16 protein-coding genes are annotated in these 20,043 nt (G+C 59.4%); 13 read left to right on the top strand and 3 right to left on the bottom strand.

Translation table 11 applies throughout. The features are described 5' to 3' along the window. The first annotated feature begins 130 nt into the window (after window positions 1-130). From ASG35_RS22615 to ASG35_RS22570, 10 genes are all read left to right on the top strand, one after another. A complete protein-coding gene (locus tag ASG35_RS22615; RefSeq protein ID WP_056362962.1) occupies window positions 131-1,420 on the top strand; it encodes a serine hydroxymethyltransferase in 1,290 nt (429 codons plus the stop codon). 34 nt (window positions 1,421-1,454) lie between these two features. Next, window positions 1,455-2,426, top strand: a complete 972-nt coding sequence (locus ASG35_RS22610) for a dipeptidase (RefSeq protein ID WP_056362959.1) — start codon at window positions 1,455-1,457, stop codon at window positions 2,424-2,426. Window positions 2,427-2,452: 26 nt separating this feature from the next. Then, on the top strand, window positions 2,453-2,989 hold the full coding sequence (locus ASG35_RS22605) for a DUF5943 domain-containing protein (RefSeq protein WP_056362956.1): 537 nt from the start codon (window positions 2,453-2,455) through the stop codon (window positions 2,987-2,989). Between the two features lie 48 nt (window positions 2,990-3,037). Next, on the top strand, window positions 3,038-5,101 hold the full coding sequence (locus ASG35_RS22600) for an NADH:flavin oxidoreductase (RefSeq protein ID WP_056362953.1): 2,064 nt from the start codon (window positions 3,038-3,040) through the stop codon (window positions 5,099-5,101). Between the two features lie 2 nt (window positions 5,102-5,103). Further along, entirely contained in the window at window positions 5,104-7,023 is a 1,920-nt protein-coding gene (locus tag ASG35_RS22595) for a (Fe-S)-binding protein (protein ID WP_056362949.1), read from the top strand. Window positions 7,024-7,026: 3 nt separating this feature from the next. Further along, complete coding sequence (locus ASG35_RS22590) at window positions 7,027-8,214, top strand: electron transfer flavoprotein subunit alpha/FixB family protein (RefSeq protein ID WP_056362946.1); 1,188 nt, start codon at window positions 7,027-7,029, stop codon at window positions 8,212-8,214. Next, window positions 8,211-9,008 (top strand): drug:proton antiporter, encoded by a 798-nt coding sequence (locus ASG35_RS22585; protein ID WP_056362943.1) that lies wholly within the window; start codon window positions 8,211-8,213, stop codon window positions 9,006-9,008. Before ASG35_RS22590 ends, ASG35_RS22585 begins: the two co-directional genes overlap by 4 nt. Before the next feature lie 63 nt (window positions 9,009-9,071). Continuing rightward, window positions 9,072-10,373, top strand: coding sequence for an aromatic ring-hydroxylating oxygenase subunit alpha (locus ASG35_RS22580; RefSeq protein WP_056362939.1), 1,302 nt, complete (start codon window positions 9,072-9,074; stop codon window positions 10,371-10,373). A gap of 36 nt (window positions 10,374-10,409) precedes the next feature. Then, window positions 10,410-11,639: a hybrid-cluster NAD(P)-dependent oxidoreductase gene (locus ASG35_RS22575; RefSeq protein ID WP_056362936.1), complete on the top strand. Its 1,230-nt coding sequence runs from the start codon at window positions 10,410-10,412 to the stop codon at window positions 11,637-11,639. A gap of 144 nt (window positions 11,640-11,783) precedes the next feature. Beyond that, window positions 11,784-12,644 carry a glycine betaine ABC transporter substrate-binding protein gene (locus ASG35_RS22570; RefSeq protein WP_056362933.1) on the top strand — a complete coding sequence of 287 codons (861 nt, stop codon included), beginning with the start codon at window positions 11,784-11,786 and terminating at the stop codon, window positions 12,642-12,644. Window positions 12,645-12,728: 84 nt separating this feature from the next. On the opposite strand, the gene purU is transcribed toward ASG35_RS22570, so the two are convergent. Together purU and ASG35_RS22560 are read right to left on the bottom strand one after the other, a co-directional pair. Then, on the bottom strand, window positions 12,729-13,613 hold the full coding sequence (gene purU, locus ASG35_RS22565) for a formyltetrahydrofolate deformylase (protein WP_056362931.1): 885 nt from the start codon (window positions 13,611-13,613) through the stop codon (window positions 12,729-12,731). Window positions 13,614-13,731: 118 nt separating this feature from the next. Beyond that, window positions 13,732-14,652: a choline sulfate utilization transcriptional regulator gene (locus ASG35_RS22560; protein WP_056362928.1), complete on the bottom strand. Its 921-nt coding sequence runs from the start codon at window positions 14,650-14,652 to the stop codon at window positions 13,732-13,734. Window positions 14,653-14,774: 122 nt separating this feature from the next. On the opposite strand from ASG35_RS22560, the gene betC reads away from it, so the two are divergent. The 3 genes from betC to ASG35_RS22545 all read left to right on the top strand — a co-directional run bounded on the left by betC (window position 14,775) and on the right by ASG35_RS22545 (window position 18,725). After that, entirely contained in the window at window positions 14,775-16,313 is a 1,539-nt protein-coding gene (gene betC / locus ASG35_RS22555) for a choline-sulfatase (RefSeq protein WP_056362925.1), read from the top strand. 39 nt (window positions 16,314-16,352) lie between these two features. Then, window positions 16,353-17,303, top strand: coding sequence for a choline ABC transporter substrate-binding protein (locus ASG35_RS22550; RefSeq protein ID WP_056362920.1), 951 nt, complete (start codon window positions 16,353-16,355; stop codon window positions 17,301-17,303). A 273-nt stretch (window positions 17,304-17,576) separates the two neighbouring features. After that, window positions 17,577-18,725 (top strand): porin, encoded by a 1,149-nt coding sequence (locus ASG35_RS22545; RefSeq protein ID WP_056362917.1) that lies wholly within the window; start codon window positions 17,577-17,579, stop codon window positions 18,723-18,725. 6 nt (window positions 18,726-18,731) lie between these two features. Here ASG35_RS22545 and ASG35_RS22540 read toward each other — a convergent pair whose 3' ends face one another. Next, entirely contained in the window at window positions 18,732-19,715 is a 984-nt protein-coding gene (locus ASG35_RS22540) for a GlxA family transcriptional regulator (protein WP_056362912.1), read from the bottom strand. Window positions 19,716-20,043 lie beyond the last annotated feature (328 nt).

The following is a 20,043-nucleotide window of genomic DNA, read 5'->3' as shown; positions in this document are numbered from 1 at the left end:
TCTAAATTCATAAATTGGCGGATTGGACGAAAGTCAAGAATAGACGCATTGGGAAGCGCTTTTTGAATGCCCCGGCATCGCAAGTCCACCTTCCAAAATACGACTTGTCCCCGAACTCACGGATGTTTCAATGTCAAATTCCACCACTCGTCCCGCTGCGCCTTTCTTCGACGAACCGCTCGCCTCTCGGGACACACCCGTGCGCAGCGCCATTCTCAAGGAGCTGGAGCGCCAGCAGTCGCAGATCGAACTGATCGCGTCGGAAAACATCGTGTCGCGCGCCGTGCTGGAAGCGCAAGGCTCGGTGCTGACGAACAAGTACGCGGAAGGTTATCCGGGCAAGCGGTATTACGGTGGTTGCGAATTCGTCGATGAAATCGAAACGCTTGCGATCGATCGCGTGAAGCAAATCTTCAACGCTCAGTTCGCGAACGTGCAACCGCATTCCGGCGCCCAGGCCAACGGCGCAGTGATGCTCGCGCTGACCAAGCCGGGCGATACGGTACTCGGCATGTCGCTGGATGCGGGCGGTCACCTGACGCATGGCGCGAAGCCCGCAATGTCGGGCAAGTGGTTCAACGCGGTTCAGTACGGCGTGAACCGCGAGACCATGTTGATCGATTACGAGCAAATCGAAGAACTCGCAATGCAGCACAAGCCGACGTTGTTGATCGCGGGCTTCTCGGCTTATCCGCGTGAACTGGACTTTGCACGGCTGCGCGCCATCGCCGAAAAAGCCGGTTCAAAGCTGATGGTCGACATGGCGCACATTGCCGGCGTGATCGCGGCGGGGCGCCATCAGAATCCGGTCGAACATGCGCACGTGGTGACTTCAACCACGCACAAGACCTTGCGCGGTCCGCGCGGCGGATTCGTGCTGACCAATGACGAAGATATCGCCAAGAAGATCAATTCCGCGGTCTTCCCGGGCCTTCAGGGCGGCCCGCTCATGCACGTGATCGCCGGTAAGGCCGTGGCCTTCGGCGAGGCGCTGCAGCCTTCGTTCAAGACGTATATAGACAACGTGCTGGCAAACGCCAAGGCGCTCGGCGAAGTGCTGAAGGCGGGCGGCGTGGACCTCGTCACAGGCGGCACCGACAACCACTTGCTGCTCGTCGATCTGCGTCCGAAGGGTTTGAAGGGCAATCAGGTCGAGCACGCGCTTGAGCGCGCCGGCATCACGTGCAACAAGAACGGCATTCCGTTCGATCCGGAAAAGCCCACCGTCACCTCGGGCGTGCGCTTGGGTACGCCGGCCGGCACGACGCGCGGTTTCGGCGTGGCCGAGTTCCGCGATATTGGCCGCTTGATCGTGGAAGTGTTCGACGCGTTGCGCGACCACCCGGAAGGCCATGCCGATACAGAACATCGCGTGCGCCGCGAGATTTTCGCGCTGTGCGAACGCTTCCCCATTTATTGATCAATTGATACGTCCTCCCATTCTGGAGCATGAGATGAGCACATTGCACGACACCAGCATCATCATCGACGGGCTGAACATTTCGAAGTTCGTGCTTTCCGTGTTCGAGGACATGAGAAAGGGCGGCGTGACCGCGGTGAACTGCACCGTGTCCGTCTGGGAGAGCTTCCAGAAGACCGTGGACAACATCGCCGAAATGCGCCAGATGATGCGCGAACACAGCGACATTCTCACGCTCGTACGCACCACGGACGACATTCGCCGCGCGAAGAAAGAGAACAAGACCGGCATCATTTTCGGCTTCCAGAATGCGCATGCATTCGAGGACAACCTGGGTTATATCGAAACGTTCAAGCAGCTTGGCGTGAACGTGGTGCAGCTCTGCTACAACACGCAAAACCTGGTGGGTACGGGATGTTACGAACGCGATGGCGGCCTGTCCGGTTTCGGCCGCGAAGTGATCCAGGAGATGAATCGCGTCGGCATCATGGTCGATCTTTCGCATGTTGGCGGCAAGACTTCTTCTGAAGCGATCGCGGCGTCGACCAAGCCGGTTTGCTATTCGCATTGCTGCCCTTCGGGCCTGAAGGAACACCCGCGCAACAAGACGGATGAGCAGCTCAAGGAAATTGTCGATGCAGGCGGTTTTGTAGGCGTGACGATGTTTGCGCCGTTCCTTAAGCGCGGCCCCGATGCAACCGTCGAGGATTATCTCGAAGCGATTGAATACGTGGTCGATCTGATAGGCGAAGACAACGTGGGCATTGGCACGGACTTCACGCAAGGCTACAGCACGGAATTCTTCGACTGGATCACGCACGACAAGGGCCGTTATCGGCAATTGACGAATTTCGGCAAGGTCGTCAATCCGGAAGGAATCCGTACGATCGGCGAATTCCCGAACCTGACGGCCGCGATGGAACGCGCCGGCTGGAGCGAGTCGCGCATCAAGAAGGTCATGGGCGAGAACTGGGTACGCGTGTTCGACAGCGTCTGGAACGTCTAAGCCCTCATTCCCAGGAAAACTAAACAATGCAACCGCAATTGCCAATTGACGTTGATCCGGAAACCGGCGTCTGGACCACGGATTCGCTGCCCATGCTGTACGTTCCCCGCCATTTCTTCACGAACAATCATCTTGCCGTTGAAGAAGCACTGGGCCGCGAAGTGTACGCAAAAAGCCTGTACACGGCGGGCCACAAGTCGGCGTATCACTGGTGCGACAAGGAAGCCAAGCAGCACGGCATCAGCGGCATGGCGGTGTTCGAGCATTATCTGAAGCGCCTGTCGCAGCGCGGCTGGGGTTTGTTCTCGATCGTAAAGAGCGATCCGGCAGCATCGACGGCAACCGTGCACTTGCATAACTCGTCGTTCGTGCTTGCGCAGCCGGGAAGGGAAGGCAAGCTTTGCTACATGTTCGCCGGCTGGTTTTCAGGTGCGATGGACTGGGTCAACGACACCGCGCCGGAAGGCACGAAGAAGGGACCAAAGTCGTTCTCGGTCGAAACGCAATGCGCCGCGGAAGGTTATCCGCATTGCGTGTTCGAAGTGACGCCGCTGGCAGCGTGAACGCGTAGCAAGCCGCACAGTACATAGATAAATCCGAGGTCGACCGCGATGCGTTACCCCAACCTTTTCAAGCCTCTCACGTTGAACAAGCTGACGCTGCGCAATCGCATTGTCAGCACCGCGCACGCGGAGGTCTACGCGGAGCCGGGTGGTTTGCCGGGCGACAGATACATCCGCTATTACGAAGAGAAGGCGAAGGGTGGTGTTGGACTCGCGGTGTGCGGCGGTTCGAGCCCGGTGTCGGTGGATAGTCCGCAAGGATGGTGGAAGTCGGTGAACCTGTCGACGGATCAGATCATCGATCCGCTTGCGCGTCTTGCTGAAGCCATGCACAAGCACGGCGCGAAGATCATGATCCAGGCAACGCACATGGGCCGTCGTACGGCGTATCACGGCGAACATTGGCCGCACTTGATGTCGCCTTCGGGTGTGCGTGAACCGGTGCATCGCGGTAACGCGAAGATCATTGAAGTCGAGGAAATCAAACGCATCATCACCGACTTCGCGGCGGCCGCGAAACGCGTGAAAGACGCGGGTATGGATGGCGTCGAAATCTCGGCGGCGCACCAGCATCTCATTGACCAATTCTGGAGCCCGCGCACGAATTTTCGTACCGATGAATGGGGCGGCTCGCTCGAGAATCGCCTTCGCTTCGGGAACGAAGTGTTGAAGGCCGTGCGTGAAGCGGTAGGCCCTGACTTCTGCGTCGGCCTGCGCATGTGCGGCGACGAATTTCACGAAGACGGACTCGATCACACGCAACTGAAAGAGATCGCTCAGTCGATGTCGGAGTCGGGTCTGATCGACTATATCGGCGTGATTGGATCCGGTGCCGATACGCACAACACGCTCGCGAACTGCATGCCGCCGATGGCGTTGCCGCCCGAGCCGTTCGTGCACCTGGCTGCCGGTATCAAGTCGGTCGTGAAGCTGCCGGTCATGCACGCGCAAAGTATTCGCGAGGCCGGGCAAGCGGAGCGTCTGCTCGAATCCGGCATGATCGACCTGGTCGGCATGACGCGCGCGCAGATCGCCGATCCGCACATGGTCATCAAGATTCGCGATGGCCGCGAAGACGAGATCAAGCAGTGCGTGGGCGCGAACTATTGCATCGACCGCCAGTACAACGGACTCGACGTATTGTGCGTGCAGAACGCGGCGACATCGCGTGAAGCAACCATGCCGCACGTGATCGAAAAGTCGCGCGGACCGAAGCGCAAGGTGGTGGTCGTGGGCGCGGGTCCTGCAGGACTCGAAGCCGCGCGGGTTGCGAAATCGCGCGGCCATGACGTGGTGCTGTTCGAAAAGAACGACTACGTCGGCGGGCAAATCATGCTGGCCGCGAAGGCGCCGCAACGTGAACAGATGGCCGGCATTGTGCGCTGGTTCGATATGGAAACGAAGCGCCTTGGCGTGGATCGCCGCCTGGGCGTTGCCGCCGACGAGAAGATGATCATGGCGGAGAAGCCGGACATCATCGTGTTGGCGACCGGGGGTTCGTCGTTCACGCAGCAGGTTCCGGCGTGGGGTGTCGAAGAAGGGCTCGCGGTGAGTTCGTGGGACATTCTTTCAGGCAAGGTCGAGCCCGGCAAGAACGTGCTGGTGTATGACGGTGTCAGCATGCACGCGGGCGCGGGCGTGGCGGATTTCATCGCGAGCCGTGGTGCGAATGTCGAGATCGTGACGCCGGACGTAAAGGTCTCCGACGACGTGGGCGGTACGACGTTCCCGATTTTTTATCGGCGGCTGTATGCGCAAGGTGTGATCTCCACGCCTAACTACTGGCTCGATAAAGTCTACGAGGAAGACGGCAAGAAGATCGCCGTGATCCGCAACGAATACACCGAAGAGCAGGAAGAGCGGGCGGTCGATCAGGTCGTGATCGAGAACGGCATTACGCCGAACGACGATCTCTACTGGAAGCTCAAGCCAGAGTCGCTCAATCGCGGACAGGTCGATGTCCACAAGCTCTTTGCATCGGAGCCGCAACCCTCGTTGAGCGAAGAGCTTGGCAATGGTCGCTTCCTGCTGTTCCGCGTTGGCGATTGCATTTCCATGCACAACATTCACGGCGCGATCTACGACGCGCTGCGCCTCGTCAAGGACTTCTGATAATGAGCCCGGTGTTTGTCATTACCGCGTTGTTGTGGTTGTCGGTGGCGGGTCTGGCATTCGCATTGTTCAAGCGCGCGGCGTACTGGCGCGAAGGCCGCGCGACAGCCGCGGGCGCATACGGATGGGGCAATTTGCTGTCTATTCCGAAGCGTTATTTTGTCGATCTGCATCATGTGGTCGCGCGTGATCCGTACATTGCCAAGACCCATGTGGCAACGGCTGGTGGCGCCATTGCCGCAATGGGGCTCGTGTTCATCAACTACGGTCTCGCGATTTATTCGGCGTGGATCGACAAGCTGATTTTCCTCGCGGCGTTGATCATGCTGGTGGGCGCGGTGTTCGTGTGGCGTCGCCGGCATGGTGCGAAAGCGGTGCCGGCGCGTCTGTCGCGTGGTCCGTGGGACAGCTTGCCGTTGTTGCTCGGATCGTTTGCGCTGGGACTCGTGCTGTTTATCGTGCTGCCGGCCGCCGCGATGTCCGGCGCATTGGCGATCATCGTTGCATTGCTGATTGCAGCGGGTGCGTTCACGATGACCTTCGGTGCTGCGCGCGGCGGTCCCATGAAGCATGCGCTTGCAGGCTTGCTGCATCTGGCGTTTCATCCGCGCCAGGAACGCTTTACCGGCCGCAGTCATGAACATGATGTGGTGCCGCCGACCGCGCTCAAGATGCCCGTTCTCGATGCGAAGGAATACGGCGTCGCCAAGCCGGTCGAGTTTCGATGGAACCAGTTGCTCAGTTTCGATGCCTGCGTGCAATGCGGCAAGTGCGAAGCGGCATGTCCGGCATTCGCGGCAGGTCAGCCGTTGAACCCCAAGAAGCTGATTCAGGATCTGGTGACCGGCATGGTCGGCGGAACCGACGCCGCGTATGCAGGCAGCCCGACGCCCGGCATTCCCCTCGGCGAACATTCTGGCGCGCCTTCGAAACCGTTGATCTCCACGATGATCGAGGCGGACACCATCTGGTCGTGTACCACCTGCCTCGCCTGCGTCCAGGAGTGCCCGATGTTGATCGAGCACGTGGATGCAATCGTCGATATGCGGCGCAACCAGACGCTGGTCGAAGGCATCGTGCCGGGCAAGGGTCCGGAAACGCTTGCCAATCTGCGCGAGACGGGCAGCGCGAATGGCTTTGATATCGGCGCGCGTTACGACTGGGCCGTCGATCTGCAAGTTCAGGTTGCGCAACCCGGGCGTCCGGTCGACGTGTTGCTGATCGCAGGCGAAGGCGCGTTCGATATGCGCTACCAACGCTCGTTGCGTGCGCTGGTCAAAGTGCTGAACAAGGCCGGCGTGGATTACGCGGTACTTGGCGGCGTGGAAACGGACACGGGCGACACCGCCCGTCGTCTCGGCGACGAAGCCACGTTCCAGCAGCTCGCCGCGCAATTGATCGCAACGCTCTCGCAGTATTCGTTCAGGAAGATCGTCACCGCCGACCCGCATGTCATGCATAGTTTGCGCAATGAATATCGTGCGCTCGGTGGCTTGTATGAAGTGCAGCATCATACGGCGCTGATTGCGGAGCTTGTGGCAAGCGGCAAGCTGAAACCATCGGCAGAAAGCGCGCTCGCGGCAGGCAAGACCGTCACGTACCACGACCCGTGCTATCTCGGCCGATACAACGGCGAGACCGAAGCACCGCGCACGTTGCTGCGGACCATCGGCATCAAGGTGGTCGAGATGGAACGCAATGGCATGCGCGGACGATGCTGCGGCGGCGGTGGCGGCGCGCCTCTCACGGACATTCCCGGCAAGCAGCGCATTCCCGACATCCGCATTAACGACGCTCGCGCAGTCAACGCGGAGATCGTAGCGGTCGGATGTCCGAATTGCACGGCGATGCTCGAAGGTGTCGTGGGTGCGCGTCCCGAGGTGCTCGACGTTGCCGAACTCGTTGCAGCGGCGCTGGAGTAAGCAATGCACACAATCAAACGAATCGATCCGCGCCGGCCGTTTTCGGTTACGGCCGAGGGACTGAAACGCATAACGCTGGGTGTTATCGGAACGGCGGGTGGACTCAATCTCGCGGCGCTGAGCGGGCATCGTGAACAGGCAAAGCCGCGTCGCACGACATCTGCCGCGCTTCGGTCCATGCTTGTGGCGGCCCACAGCGATCGCGGTTCGCTCGATGACCACGCACGTCAGACGCTCGCCGCTGCAGCATTGCTTTCGGATGCGGCGACGCAAGTCGTATTGCTCGTGTTCGGCGAATTGAAAGACGACGCAGCCGTGCTCGGCGCAGACAAAGTGATCGCACTGCCCACATTCGATCGCCGCGCGTTCACGCCCGACGCTGCGCTCGACACGCTTGCTGCATGTGTCGCGGCGTACTCGCCGGCGCATATTTTTCTGCCCGATAACGCCACCGGCGACGGCGACCTCGGACGTCGATACGCGGCGCAAGCCAAGGCATCGGTCGCAACGCAAGTAGTCGAGATCGATGCCGCGCATGTTTCGGTCTACGCGCAGGCGCGCAAGGCTTACGCGGTTCGCACATTGCCCGATGTGATCTTGCTGTCACCGAATGCAGTCGATGTCCGTTTGCCTTTTGTAGGCGCTGGCGAGCATGTCGATGCCGCGCAGTTCGCGAGCGCAAGCACGCAAAGCGCAAGCGTGTACAAAGACCTCGGCATTGAAGAAATCGATGCCGCGCAGGTCGCACTCGAGGAAGCGGATTTCATCGTGTCGGCAGGCAACGGCGTCACCGACGTCCCTGCATTCGAGCGTCTTGCCAGCACGGTTGGCGCCGCGATCGGTGCAAGCCGGGTCGCGGTCGATGATGGCAAGTTCCCGCGCGACAAGCAGATCGGTGCGACAGGCAAGACCGTCGATGCCAGCATCTATATCGCGTTTGGTATCTCGGGCGCGGTGCAGCATTTGCAGGGCATCAAGGATTGCCGCCACGTGATCGCGGTGAACCTGGACGCAAGTGCGCCGATTTCGAAACGGGCCAATCTGACGATCATCGGCGATGCGGCCGAAACCATCGCAGCGCTGACCGATGCTGCCGCTGCAGCGCGCAGCGCTCGCGCAAATCCGGGCGCAATGTCCGCGCACGGTGGCGGTGTGCCAAATGCCGCAAAGCTGGAAGGAGCGCTTGCATGAACGTCAACGCATCGACCACGAAACGCGCGGGCAGGATTGCGGTGCTGGTATCGGTCGGCCGTCATCCGGTCAGCGGAACGCAGCGCTATAGCCGCAACGACGCCGCTGCACTCACGCTCGCATCGGCGCTTGCCGTCAAACATCAGGCGACGCTCGACGTGATCCACGCGGGCGATCCGACGAACCCCGCGTTGCGCGAATATCTCGCGTTGGGCGCGACGAAAGTCGAAGTGCTTTCGGTGGCCGACGGCGATGAAATCACGCCCGCGCTGAGCGTTCGCTTGAAAGGCTATGACCTCGTCCTTACCGGCACGCGAGCGGAGGGCACGCAAGACAGCGGCATGCTGCCGTACCAGCTTGCCGATGCATTGGACTTGCCGTTGATTGCATCGGCGGTGGACATCGATATTGAAACGGATCACGTGACGGTCCGGCAATTCCTGCCAAAAGGGTTGCGTCGCCGGGTTCAGGCAAGGCTTCCGGCGCTTGTCGCCGTGCATCCGATGGCAAACGTCACGCCGCGCTACGCGTATGCAAAGCTGCGCGAAGGCGCCATCGAAAAAGTGCTGGTCAGTGCGGCGAGCGCGACCGATCACGCGGCATGGACCGTCAAACCCGCGACCGCAAAACCCGTGCGCCTGGCCGCGGCCGAGAAGCGTTCGGGCCACGCGCGCATGCTCTCTGCAACAACTACCGAAAGCCGTGGCGGAAGCGTCGTAATTGAAGGGACTTCCGTCGAAAAAGCACAAGTGATCCTGGCGTATTTGCGCGAGCATCAACTCGTGGATTACTGATTCGCGATATGAAATTTCCCGCGCGTTCAAGGTCGCCCGGGGCACCAAAACACGGAGTACACGATGAAAGTTTCGGCTGACGTTCGCGCAATGATCGAACGCCGCAAGAAGGGCCACACGCTCGAAGCGCCTTTCTACGCGAGCGAGGAAATTCACGCGCTGGACATGGAGGTGATCTTCCGCAAGCACTGGATTCAGGTGGCGGTGGAGCCGGACGTGCCGGAAGCTGGCGACTATCTGACCGTTGAACTCGGCAACGATTCAATTCTGATCGTGCGCGACGACGACATGCAGATCCGCGCGTTCCATAACGTTTGCCGCCATCGCGGCGCGCGTCTGTGCAGCTCGGAAAAGGGCTCGCTTGGCAATATCGTGTGTCCGTATCACAGCTGGACGTACAACCTGAACGGCGACCTGATGTTCGCCGAACACATGGGCGAGCAGTTCGACAAATGCAAGCACAGCCTGAAGAAGGTTCATCTCGAGAACCTCGCCGGGCTGATCTTCGTTTGTCTCGCCGAAACGCCGCCTGCAGATTTCGCGGTGCTGCGTGCATCCATGGAACCGTATTTGTTGCCGCATGGTCTCGCTGATTGCAAGGTTGCCGCTTCGATCGACATCATCGAAAAGGGCAACTGGAAGCTCACCATGGAGAACAACCGCGAGTGCTATCACTGCGTGGCGAATCATCCCGAACTGACCATCTCGCTCTACGAATACGGCTTCGGTTATCAACGTTCCGCCGATAACGAAGAAGCGATGGCCGCGTTCGACAAGACCGTGGAAGAACGTACCGCGCAATGGGAAGCGATGAACCTGCCGTCGAAGGAAATCGACCGGCTTGCGGATCTCGTCACCGGCTTTCGCACGCAACGCCTGCCGCTCGATCGCAGCGGTGAATCGCAAACCATGGACGCCAAGGTTGCATCGACAAAACTGCTCGGCGGTTTTGAGCAAGCCGATCTCGGCGGCCTGTCGTTCTGGACGCAACCCAACTCGTGGCATCACTTCATGAGCGATCACATCGTGAGCTTTTCGGTGATTCCGCTGTCGGCGGGAGAAACGCTCGTGCGCACGAAGTGGCTGGTGAACAAGGACGCGCGCGAAGGCATTGACTACAACGTCGATAACCTCACGGCCGTCTGGCGCGCGACCAACGATCAGGATCGTGCGCTGGTTGAATTTTCGCAACTGGGCGTGACGAGCAGCGCGTATGAACCGGGTCCGTATTCGCCCTACACCGAAGGCTTGGTGGAGAAGTTCTGCGAGTGGTACATCGGGCGTCTGGAGGACTACGCGAATACGCCGGATGAAGTCGCCGTACCTTCTTCGCACGGCGAAAAAGTTGTGTCGTTCAAGCGCTGATTACAACGCGTACCAAGGCTAAAAGCGGAGAAACAGATGATGCGCGATCAGGCGACGTTCGAGCCCGCCCCGAACCGAGTCACCCAGCCCGAGTTCTGGGGCAAGCTTCCAGCACGCTGGGACAGCGATACCGACGACACACTCGTTTGTTGTCACGTGCGTCAGGAAACGCATGACGTCAAAAGCTTTTTCTTCCGCGCGCCGAGTGAGCGCACGTTCGTTTTCGAGCCGGGTCAGTTCATTACGCTCGAGCTGGAGATAGACGGCGAGTCGATCAATCGCTGCTACACCATCTCGTCACCGCCTACGCGCCCGCATACCATTTCCATCACGGTGAAGCGCGTACCCGGCGGAAAGGTATCGAACTGGCTTCACGATAATCTTCAGATCGGCGGCAAGGTACGCGTGCTCGGACCGGCTGGCGAGTTCACTTGCGCGAGGCACCCGGCGCGCAAGTTTCTGTTTTTATCGGCGGGATCGGGCGTCACGCCATTGATGTCCATGAGCCGCGCGCATCACGAACTGGGCGAAGACCGCGACATTGTGTTCGTGCACAGCGCGCGCACGCCCGATGACATCATCTTCGCTCGCGAGCTCGACCTGATTGCGTCGAACCAGTCGAACTTCCGTACCGCATTCGTCTGCGAACGCGTCGGCGCAAGAACGAACTGGCAGGGCGTGACGGGTTTCCTTACGCTGCCCTTGCTCAAGCTCATCGCGCCGGATTACATGGAGCGTGAAATTTTCACGTGCGGTCCCGCGCCGTACATGAAAGCCGTGCGCGATCTGCTCGCGGAAGGCGGTTTCAACGCAAAGCATTATCACGAGGAAAGCTTTTCCTTCGAGACGATCGCCGAGCTTGCAGCCGAACTCACCACGGCTCATGTCGCCGATGCGTTGCAGTCAGCCGAGACGTTTGTCGAAGCGCGTGAAACCGCGGTCGGCTTTGCACCCGCACCCGCACCAGCGCCGACACCCGAACCGGCGGCAGTGCCTGCGGAAACCACGTTCAAGGTCAGCTTCGCCAAGAGCAATCGCGAAATTGAATGCGGTAGCGGACAACACGTCCTGGATGCCGCCAAAAAATCCGGCGTGCGCTTGCCCGCTTCTTGCACGCAAGGCATGTGCGGCACCTGCAAGGTCAAGCTACTTTCCGGCGAAGTGCAGATGAAGCACAACGGCGGCATTCGTCAGCGGGAAATCGATCAGGGCATGGTGCTTCTGTGTTGCAGCAAGCCTTTGAGCGATCTCATCGTAGACAAGTAAGGGTATTCATCAGGACCGGCGACGCACCGGGATAAAACGAGGTCGCATCCGGACAACTGGGTGTCGAAAAAAAACCAGTCGGCGTATTTCTGGCAAGTGATTCTAAAGCCTCAATATCGTTTGTACCGCGAAGGGGAGAAGACAATGAAACTGATCAAGAAACTGTTTGTTGTGAGCGCGATGAGCGCAGCGTTGGCTGCGGCCAGCGTGTCCGCTATCGCCGCCGATGCGAAACCGACCATCAAGATCGGTTACGTGGAAGGCTGGGATGACAGCGTGGCGACGTCGAATGTCGCGGCTCAGATCATCGAGAAGAAGCTCGGTTATCCCGTGCAACTCGTGCCCGTGGCAGCGGGCGTGATGTGGCAGGGCGTGGCGCGCGGCGACCTCGACGCAACCTTGTCAGCGTGGTTGCCGGTCACGCACGGCGCGTACTGGGACAACTTCAAGTCCAAGGTCGTCGACCTCGGCGCAAACTTTCCTGACGCCAAGATCGGCTTGATCGTGCCGGAAGATGCGCCTGTCACGAGCCTCACGGATCTCGAAGCGAAGAAGGCTGATTTCGGCGGACGGATTGTGGGTATCGACGCAGGCGCTGGCGTGATGTCGAAGACGAGCGAGGCAATCAAGGCCTATAACCTCGACTACACGCTCATGCCGAGTTCGGGCAGCGCGATGACGGCGGAACTGGCGCGCGCCGAGAATGCGAAGAAGCCGATCATCGTGACGGGCTGGAAGCCGCACTGGATGTTCGCGAAGTACAAGCTCAAGTTCCTGGACGATCCGAAGAAGGTATTCGGTGAAGCCGAGCACGTGGACAGCGTGGTCAATCCTGGACTGGAAACGAAAGCGCCGACGGTTGTCGCGTTCCTGAAGAAGTTCCAGTGGAAACCGGGTGAGATTGACAGCGTCATGCTCGCAACGACGAACGGCGCAAAGCCGGCCGCCGCTGCCGATGCATGGGTGAATGCGCATGCAGATCGTGTGACGAGCTGGACGAACTAAATCGTTCCAATGCTGGACGTTTCAACGCTTCAATGAAAACGCCGCTTGTATCAAGCGGCGTTTCTTTTTGGCAGTTCGAAGTTGCTACAGCACTACCGTTCTATCGCCGTTGATAAACACTCGCCTTTCGATGAACGCTTTAACCGCGCGCGCAAGCGTGATGCATTCCACATCGCGTCCGGTCGCCAGCAAGCGTTCGGGCTTGTATGAATGATCCACGCGCTCGACCACCTGTTCGATGATCGGACCTTCATCGAGGTCATCGGTCACGAAATGCGCCGTTGCGCCGATCAGCTTCACACCGCGCGTATGCGCCTGATGATAAGGCTTCGCACCCTTGAATCCAGGCAGAAACGAATGATGGATGTTGATCGCGCGCGCGGCGAGCTTGCGGCTCGTCTCGCCCGATAAAATCTGCATATAGCGCGCAAGGATCATCAACTCCGCGCCGGACGTCTCGAACAAATCGAGCAGACGCGCTTCCTGTTGCGGTTTGGTTTCGGCGGTAACAGGAAGGTGATGAAACGGCAGACCATGCTGAACGGCAAGCGGTTCAAGGTCACGATGATTCGATCCAATCCCGACAATATCCATCTTTAGTTCACCCATGCGCCAGCGGAACAGCAGGTCGGCGAGGCAATGCTCGAGCTTCGACACCATGATCAAAACCTTCGGCCGCGCGTCGACATTATGAATGGCCCATGTCATTGAAAAACGCTCGGCGATCGGCGCGAATTCCTGCTGCAATGCCGCGAGCGGCAGGGTTTCATCGCGATCCACGCCATGGAAAACGCAGCGCACGAAAAAGCGCTGGCTGAGGTCGTCGTCGAAAACGGTCAGTTCATCGACATAATAATGATGGCGGTCGAGAAAGCCGACCACGGCGGCGACCTGTCCTGCGGCGCTTGGACAAGCGACCGTCAGCACGAGTTGATGAGGAAGGGTTTCACTGACTGTAACGCCGGCCATGCGGTTTTCTCCACTAGCAAAGGGCAGCGCCGCGAACACGGCGCGTGTAAATGCCAGTAGAGCAAATCGCGTATGCGCCCGGCTAGAAGCTACGCGCCGTGATGCTGGTATATGAGCGTCAGGATGCAACGCCGCATTCCGCGAGCAGCCAATCGCGGAATGCACAGACGGTCGTTGTTTGCGCGCGCGGAGCGCTTAGCAAATATCCTCCGTCGGTGATCACGGGTGTATCGAATAGCCGGATCAATTGCCCGCTTGCGACGAGTTCATCCACAAGCGGCGCCCAGCCAAGCGCCACGCCCTGGCCCATGATCGCGGCGTGTGCAACAAAGCCGTAGCTAGTGAACGTGATGCCGCGATGCGCAGGCGGCGCGGCCAGCCCGTGTGCTGCAAACCAGCCGTGCCATGAAAGCCAGCGTTCAGGATTCGTTGGTTCGAGATGCAGCAGCGGTAATTCGCTCAAGTCTGCAGCAGTCACCGGCTTGCCGTGCCGCGCCAGAAACGCGGGACTGCATACGGGCGTGACCTGTTCGGGAAACAGCTTGAGCGTGCCGTGCCCAGGCCAGTTCATGGAGACATGACCAAAGCCGATCACGATATCCGCATGATCGTGTTCCGCCGCGAGCACGTCCTGCGCGGTGGTGATCTTCACATCGACGTCAGGCATCAACGCCTTGAATTGCGACAAACGCGGCATCAGCCAGTAGGTCGCGAAGCCGAAGTCCGTCAGAAGGTTGAGCGACTGCTGCGCGGGCGCCGAGTGTCGCGCGCGAATATCGTTTGTGGCGATGCGAATGGTTTCCAGGCCCAGGCGCACGGCTTCGAACAAGCGCGCCCCGTCCTCGGTCAGCGTCACGCCGCGATGCCCTCGCTCGAACAGCGGCGCGCCGAGATTTTCTTCGAGCTGCACCACACGCTGGCTTACTGCCGGCTGCGTGGAGCCGAGTTCGCGCGCGGCCGCGGTAAAGCTGGCAAGACGCGCGGCGGACTCGAACATGGAGAGCGCCTGCATTGGCGGCAAACGATCCTGTCTCGACATAAGCGCCCCTTATGAGCTCATAACGTTTTGCTCTCTTCACAGCCGCGAATTGAACGGCAATAGTGATACGCGATGCAATGCGTTCCGCGTTTCACCCATTGATTCTATTCGAGCCTCACCCGATGCTTAAGCCCAGACAAAATATCCTGATCCTCATGGCCGACCAGATGACGCCATTCGCGTTATCGGCTTATGGTCACCACGTGACAAAAACACCGAACATGGACGCGCTCGCGGCGCGCGGCGTGGTGTTCGATTCCGCTTACTGCGCGAGTCCGTTGTGCGCGCCTTCGCGCTTTTCATTCTTGTCCGGCAAGCTGCCATCCAACATAGGTGCCTACGATAACGCCGCCGAATTTCCATCGCAAACATTGACGTTCGCACATTATCTGCGCGCGGAGGGGTACAGGACCGTTCTTTCGGGAAAGATGCATTTCTGCGGTCCCGATCAGTTGCACGGTTTCGAAGAGCGGCTGACCACGGATATCTACCCGGCCGATTTCGGCTGGACGCCGAACTGGGATGACTTCGAGACGCGCCCGAGCTGGTATCACAACATGAGTTCGGTAATCGATGCAGGGCCGTGCGTGCGCACCAATCAGCTCGATTTCGACGACGAAGTCACGTACACCACGCGCCAGAAGCTTTTCGATATTGCTCGTGAGCGTCAGGCCGGCAAAGATGCGCGGCCGTTTTGCGTGGTGGCGTCACTGACTCATCCGCACGATCCTTACGCGATTCCGCAGAAGTACTGGGACATGTATCGCGATGAAGACATCGAGATGCCCGCGTATCGCGACTCGCTGGAAGCGGCCGATCCGCATTCGAAGCGTCTCCGCTATGTTTGCGAAACCGACAAGACGCCGCCGACCGACCAGCAGATTCGCAACGCACGTCACGCGTATTACGGCGCGATTTCATACGTCGATGCGCAATTCGGCGCGATCCTCGAAGCGCTCGATCAATCGGGCATGGCCGATGACACCATCGTGATCGTGACATCCGATCATGGCGAGATGCTCGGCGAACGCGGCCTTTGGTACAAGATGACGTTCTTCGAAGGCGGGTGCCGCGTGCCGCTGATCGTGCATGCGCCGGGACAATTCGAGGCGCGACATGTGAAGGCGTCGGTCTCGCATCTCGACGTGTTGCCGACGCTGGTCGAGCTGGGCCGTGGTTCCGAACGCTCCGTGTGGCCCGATACGCTCGATGGCAGAAGCCTCGTGCCGCATCTTCGCGGCGAGCCTCGGGCGCACGATGAAGCCATTGGCGAATACCTTGCCGAAGGGGCGATTGCGCCTATCGTCATGTTGCGTCGCGGCGATTTCAAGTTCATCCATACGCCGGCCGATCCCGATCAGCTTTTTAACGTCACCGCCGATCCGCTCGAGCGAACGAACTTGGCCACGCATCCGGAACACGCGGCGCAGGTCGCTGCATTCCGTGCGGAAATCGCGGAACGTTGGGATCTCGCGAAGCTGCGAGAAGACGTGGTGCAAAGCCAGCGACGCCGCCAGTTTCATTTCGATGCCACCACGCAAGGCGTGATCGAATCATGGGATTGGCAGCCCTCGGTCGATGCCAGCCAGCGTTATATGCGCAATCACATCGACCTGGACACGCTCGAAGCAATGGCGCGTTTTCCCGCCGTTAAGAAGTGATTCAGGCGCTTTAAAAAAACACACCCACAGGAAGGCACCATGAAAAAGCCCTTGAAACAAGCACTATTCTGCATTGCGGCGCTTTGCGCATCAATTAGCTCGGTGGTCGCGGCCGAACCTCAAAGCTGCTTGCAGGTGAAGATGGCGGACCCGGGCTGGACTGATATCGACGCAACCAACGCCATGGCCGGCGTGGTGCTGAAGGCGCTGGGCTACAAGCAGACCGTATCGAATCTATCGGTGCCGATCACGTATCAAGGGTTGAAGAAAGGGCAGATCGACGCGTTCCTCGGCAACTGGATGCCTGCACAGGCACCCATGGTCAAACCTTTCGTCGATGAAAAATCAATCGAGGTCGTGCATCCCAACCTGAGCAACGCCAAGTTCACGCTTGCCGTTCCCGACTATGTGGCCGCCGCGGGCGTCCACACCTTCGCCGATTTGCAGAAGAACGCGGACAAGTTCGAAAGCAAGATCTACGGCATTGAACCGGGTGCGCCGGCGAACCAGAACATCAAGAAAATGGTCGATGAAAAGGCTTTCGGACTCAATGGCTGGAAGCTCGTTGAATCCAGCGAAACCGGCATGCTGACGCAGGTCGAGCGTGCTGTGCGGGAGAAGAAATGGATCGTGTTTCTCGCGTGGGAACCGCATTTGATGAACACGAAATTTCATCTCACTTACCTCGATGGCGGCGACAAGTACTTCGGCCCGAACTTCGGCGGCGCGACGGTGAACACGGTGGCACGCACGGGGTATATCGGCGAATGCCCTAACGTCGGACGCCTGTTCAAGCAGATGACCTTCAATGTGGACCTCGAAAACGGGATCATCGCGGACGTGCTGCAAAACAAGACCAACATCGATACCGCTGCCGCCGCGGCGCTCAAGCGCAATCCCGATGTCTTGACGGGTTGGCTCGATGGTGTGACTACGGCCACAGGCGCGAATGGTTTGCAAGCCGTGCAAACCGCGCTTGGATCGAAATAACAACATACGTCGCACATGGGCAGGTTTTCGTCGCAAACCGTCGAGCCCCGTTAAATATGGACCCGTACTTTTGCATGGCTGGTGCGCGCATTTGAAAGTGCCGCAGCGAGCGCCGGCATCACTAGCTTCAGATCACCGTACCAACAAGTCTCAGCAATAAAAAATCGAGCGGGAGCGTTGCGCGAGGCTGCCCTTCGGGACGGCTTCGCCGGAGCAGCGCGGGACTCGCTTTATCCAACGCAACGAGCAACCGGGCATCAGGGAGAATCAACGATGAAGAAGCGAAATGCCGCAAAGCTGGCGGCCCTTGCATTGAGCGCAAGCGCCGTATCCGCACCCGCCGTGGTCCACGCACAAGGCAGCGTGACGTTGTACGGCATTCTGGACGCGGGTATCACCTACGTGAACAACACCGGCGGCTCGCACGCCTTTCGCTTCGAGGACGGCATCTCGTACGGCAACCGGCTGGGGTTCAAGGGCGTTGAAGATCTCGGCGGCGGATTGAAGGCGATCTTCGCGCTGGAGTCCGGTTTTCATATCGGCACCGGGCGATACGCGTTCGGCGGCGCGGAGTTCGGGCGTCAGGCGTATGTCGGATTGCAGAGCCAGTGGGGAACGGTGTCGCTGGGTAACCAGCTCGACATGACCAACGAGTTCATGGAAGGCTACAATATCTCCGCGTTCGCAAGCGGCTACGCGATCCACCAAGGCGACTTCGACCGCATGAACGGCGACCGTTTGCCGAACGCGATCAAATACATGTCGCCCGACATCAGCGGTCTCACGTTCGGCGGCATGTATTCGTTCGGCAATGTCTCCGGCAATTTTCATCAGCAAAGCGCGTATAGCGCAGGCGCGCACTACGCGCATGGCGACTTCACGATTGGCACGGCATACACGCGCCTGAACAACCCGAACGGCATCTACGCGTTCGATCCCTACGCGATGATCGGCACGAAGACCTTCCTCGGCCAGACTGTTGCAACGGTGGACCCGGCAACTGGTGCATTCAACGATCTGTTCAGCAGCACGCCGCTTGCTGTCGATAGCCAGGCGACTTACGGCATTGGTTCATCGTATGCGTTCGGCAACCTCATGCTGCTCGGCAACTATACGTACACCACGATCAAGGGTTTTGGACAATCGTCGCACATGCATGTGGGCGAGGGCGGCGCGTCCTATAACTTCACGCCGGCGCTCATTCTCTACGGCGGTTATCAATTCACGGCCTTCGAGGGGCACAAGTGGAACATGGGTTCGCTCGCGTTACATTACCTCTTGTCCAAGCGTACCGATGTCTACATCTCCGGCGATTACCTGAGGGCATCGAACGGAGTGGATGCGGTGATTGGATATAGCTTCACGCCATCGACATCGAATACGCAAAGCGATGTACGTATCGGTCTGCGGCACTCGTTCTAAAGACGTTCAAGCCACCGCGGCGGAGACCTGAAGTGGGGGTGCCGCGCGTGGCGAAGCGCGGTCCTGTCGCGGACTGGAACCAAAGCGCGTGCGATACGTGCGAGAAAAGTGCGATGGCGATTCGAAGCCGCACGCCACACACACCGTGGTGATCGACATATCCGTTTGCTGCAGCAATTCGCGGGCGCGCGCAAGGCGCAGGCCGAGATAGAAATGCGTCGGCGTGTCTTTCAGCGCAGAGCAGAACAGGCGTTCGAGTTGACGACGCGTCACGCCGATTTCTTCCGCCAATGCATCGGGCGACAGCGGTTCCTCCATGTGCTGTTCCATCACCCCGATCACTTGAATCAGCTTGCGATTGTGGATGCCATAACGCGCCGCGATCTGCATGCGCTGATGGTCCGAGCGTTGCCGGATGCGGCCGAGCACGAACTGTTCTGACACTTGCGCGGCGAGTTCCACGCCATGGCCGCGGCCGATCAGGTCCAGCATCAAGTCGATAGACGCCGTGCCGCCCGCGCACGTGATGCGGCGTGCATCGATTTCGAAGAGTTCCTGACTTACAGCCAGCGAGGGATAGCGTTCCTGAAACGCCGATGCCGCTTCCCAGTGCAGGGTCACGCGTTCGTGCTGCAGGAGACCGGCTTCGGCGAGGATGAAGCTGCCTGTATCGATACCGCCGAGGGTTGCGCCTGCGCGGTCCATCTTGCGCAGCCATTCGGCGACTTCGCGGGAGTATTGGCTGAGCGGGTTGAACCCGGCGACCACGATGACGTTCTGAGCTGATTTGACGTCGGCGAGGGCGCATTCTGCGTTGAGGGAGATGCCGTTGCTGGCGCAAACGGGGCCGCCGTCGGTGGTTAGAATGTGCCATTGGTAGAGTTCGCCGCGAAAGCGATTTGCCACGCGCAGCGGTTCGATAGCCGACATGAAGCCGATGGACGAAAACTCCGGCAGCAGCAAGAAATGAAAGTCTTCGATCGGTGGCATCAGGGGTGGGTTTTTTGGTGGCACCGGGGACGGTAGCAAGAGGATATTGCTGGCGCAATGGGGAGGTTTACCGGGGGACGGGAGGGTTGGGTGGGAGTGGTCGGGGGTTGATGCTGGGTTGCTGCTTTTCAGGTCTTCCCGGGTTCTGTCTTAGCTGATCTCTTTATCACTGTTAGCCACTCTGTCCGGGGTAAAAAATGCGATGCGCTGATATCCTAAACGGTGCGAATCCTCTTTTAAATAGCAAGTCACGTCTTACAGTGTGCTCCGTTGTGCAGAACAGTTCAACGCTGGATTTTGCCTGAGTTTTCCGCTAACCCCAGCGGCA

Origin of the sequence: Burkholderia sp. Leaf177 (assembly GCF_001424345.1) — a bacterium.
Classification (GTDB): domain Bacteria; phylum Pseudomonadota; class Gammaproteobacteria; order Burkholderiales; family Burkholderiaceae; genus Caballeronia.
The sequence above is the reverse complement of the archived record's forward strand: the minus strand, read 5'-3'. Positions and strand labels throughout refer to the sequence as shown.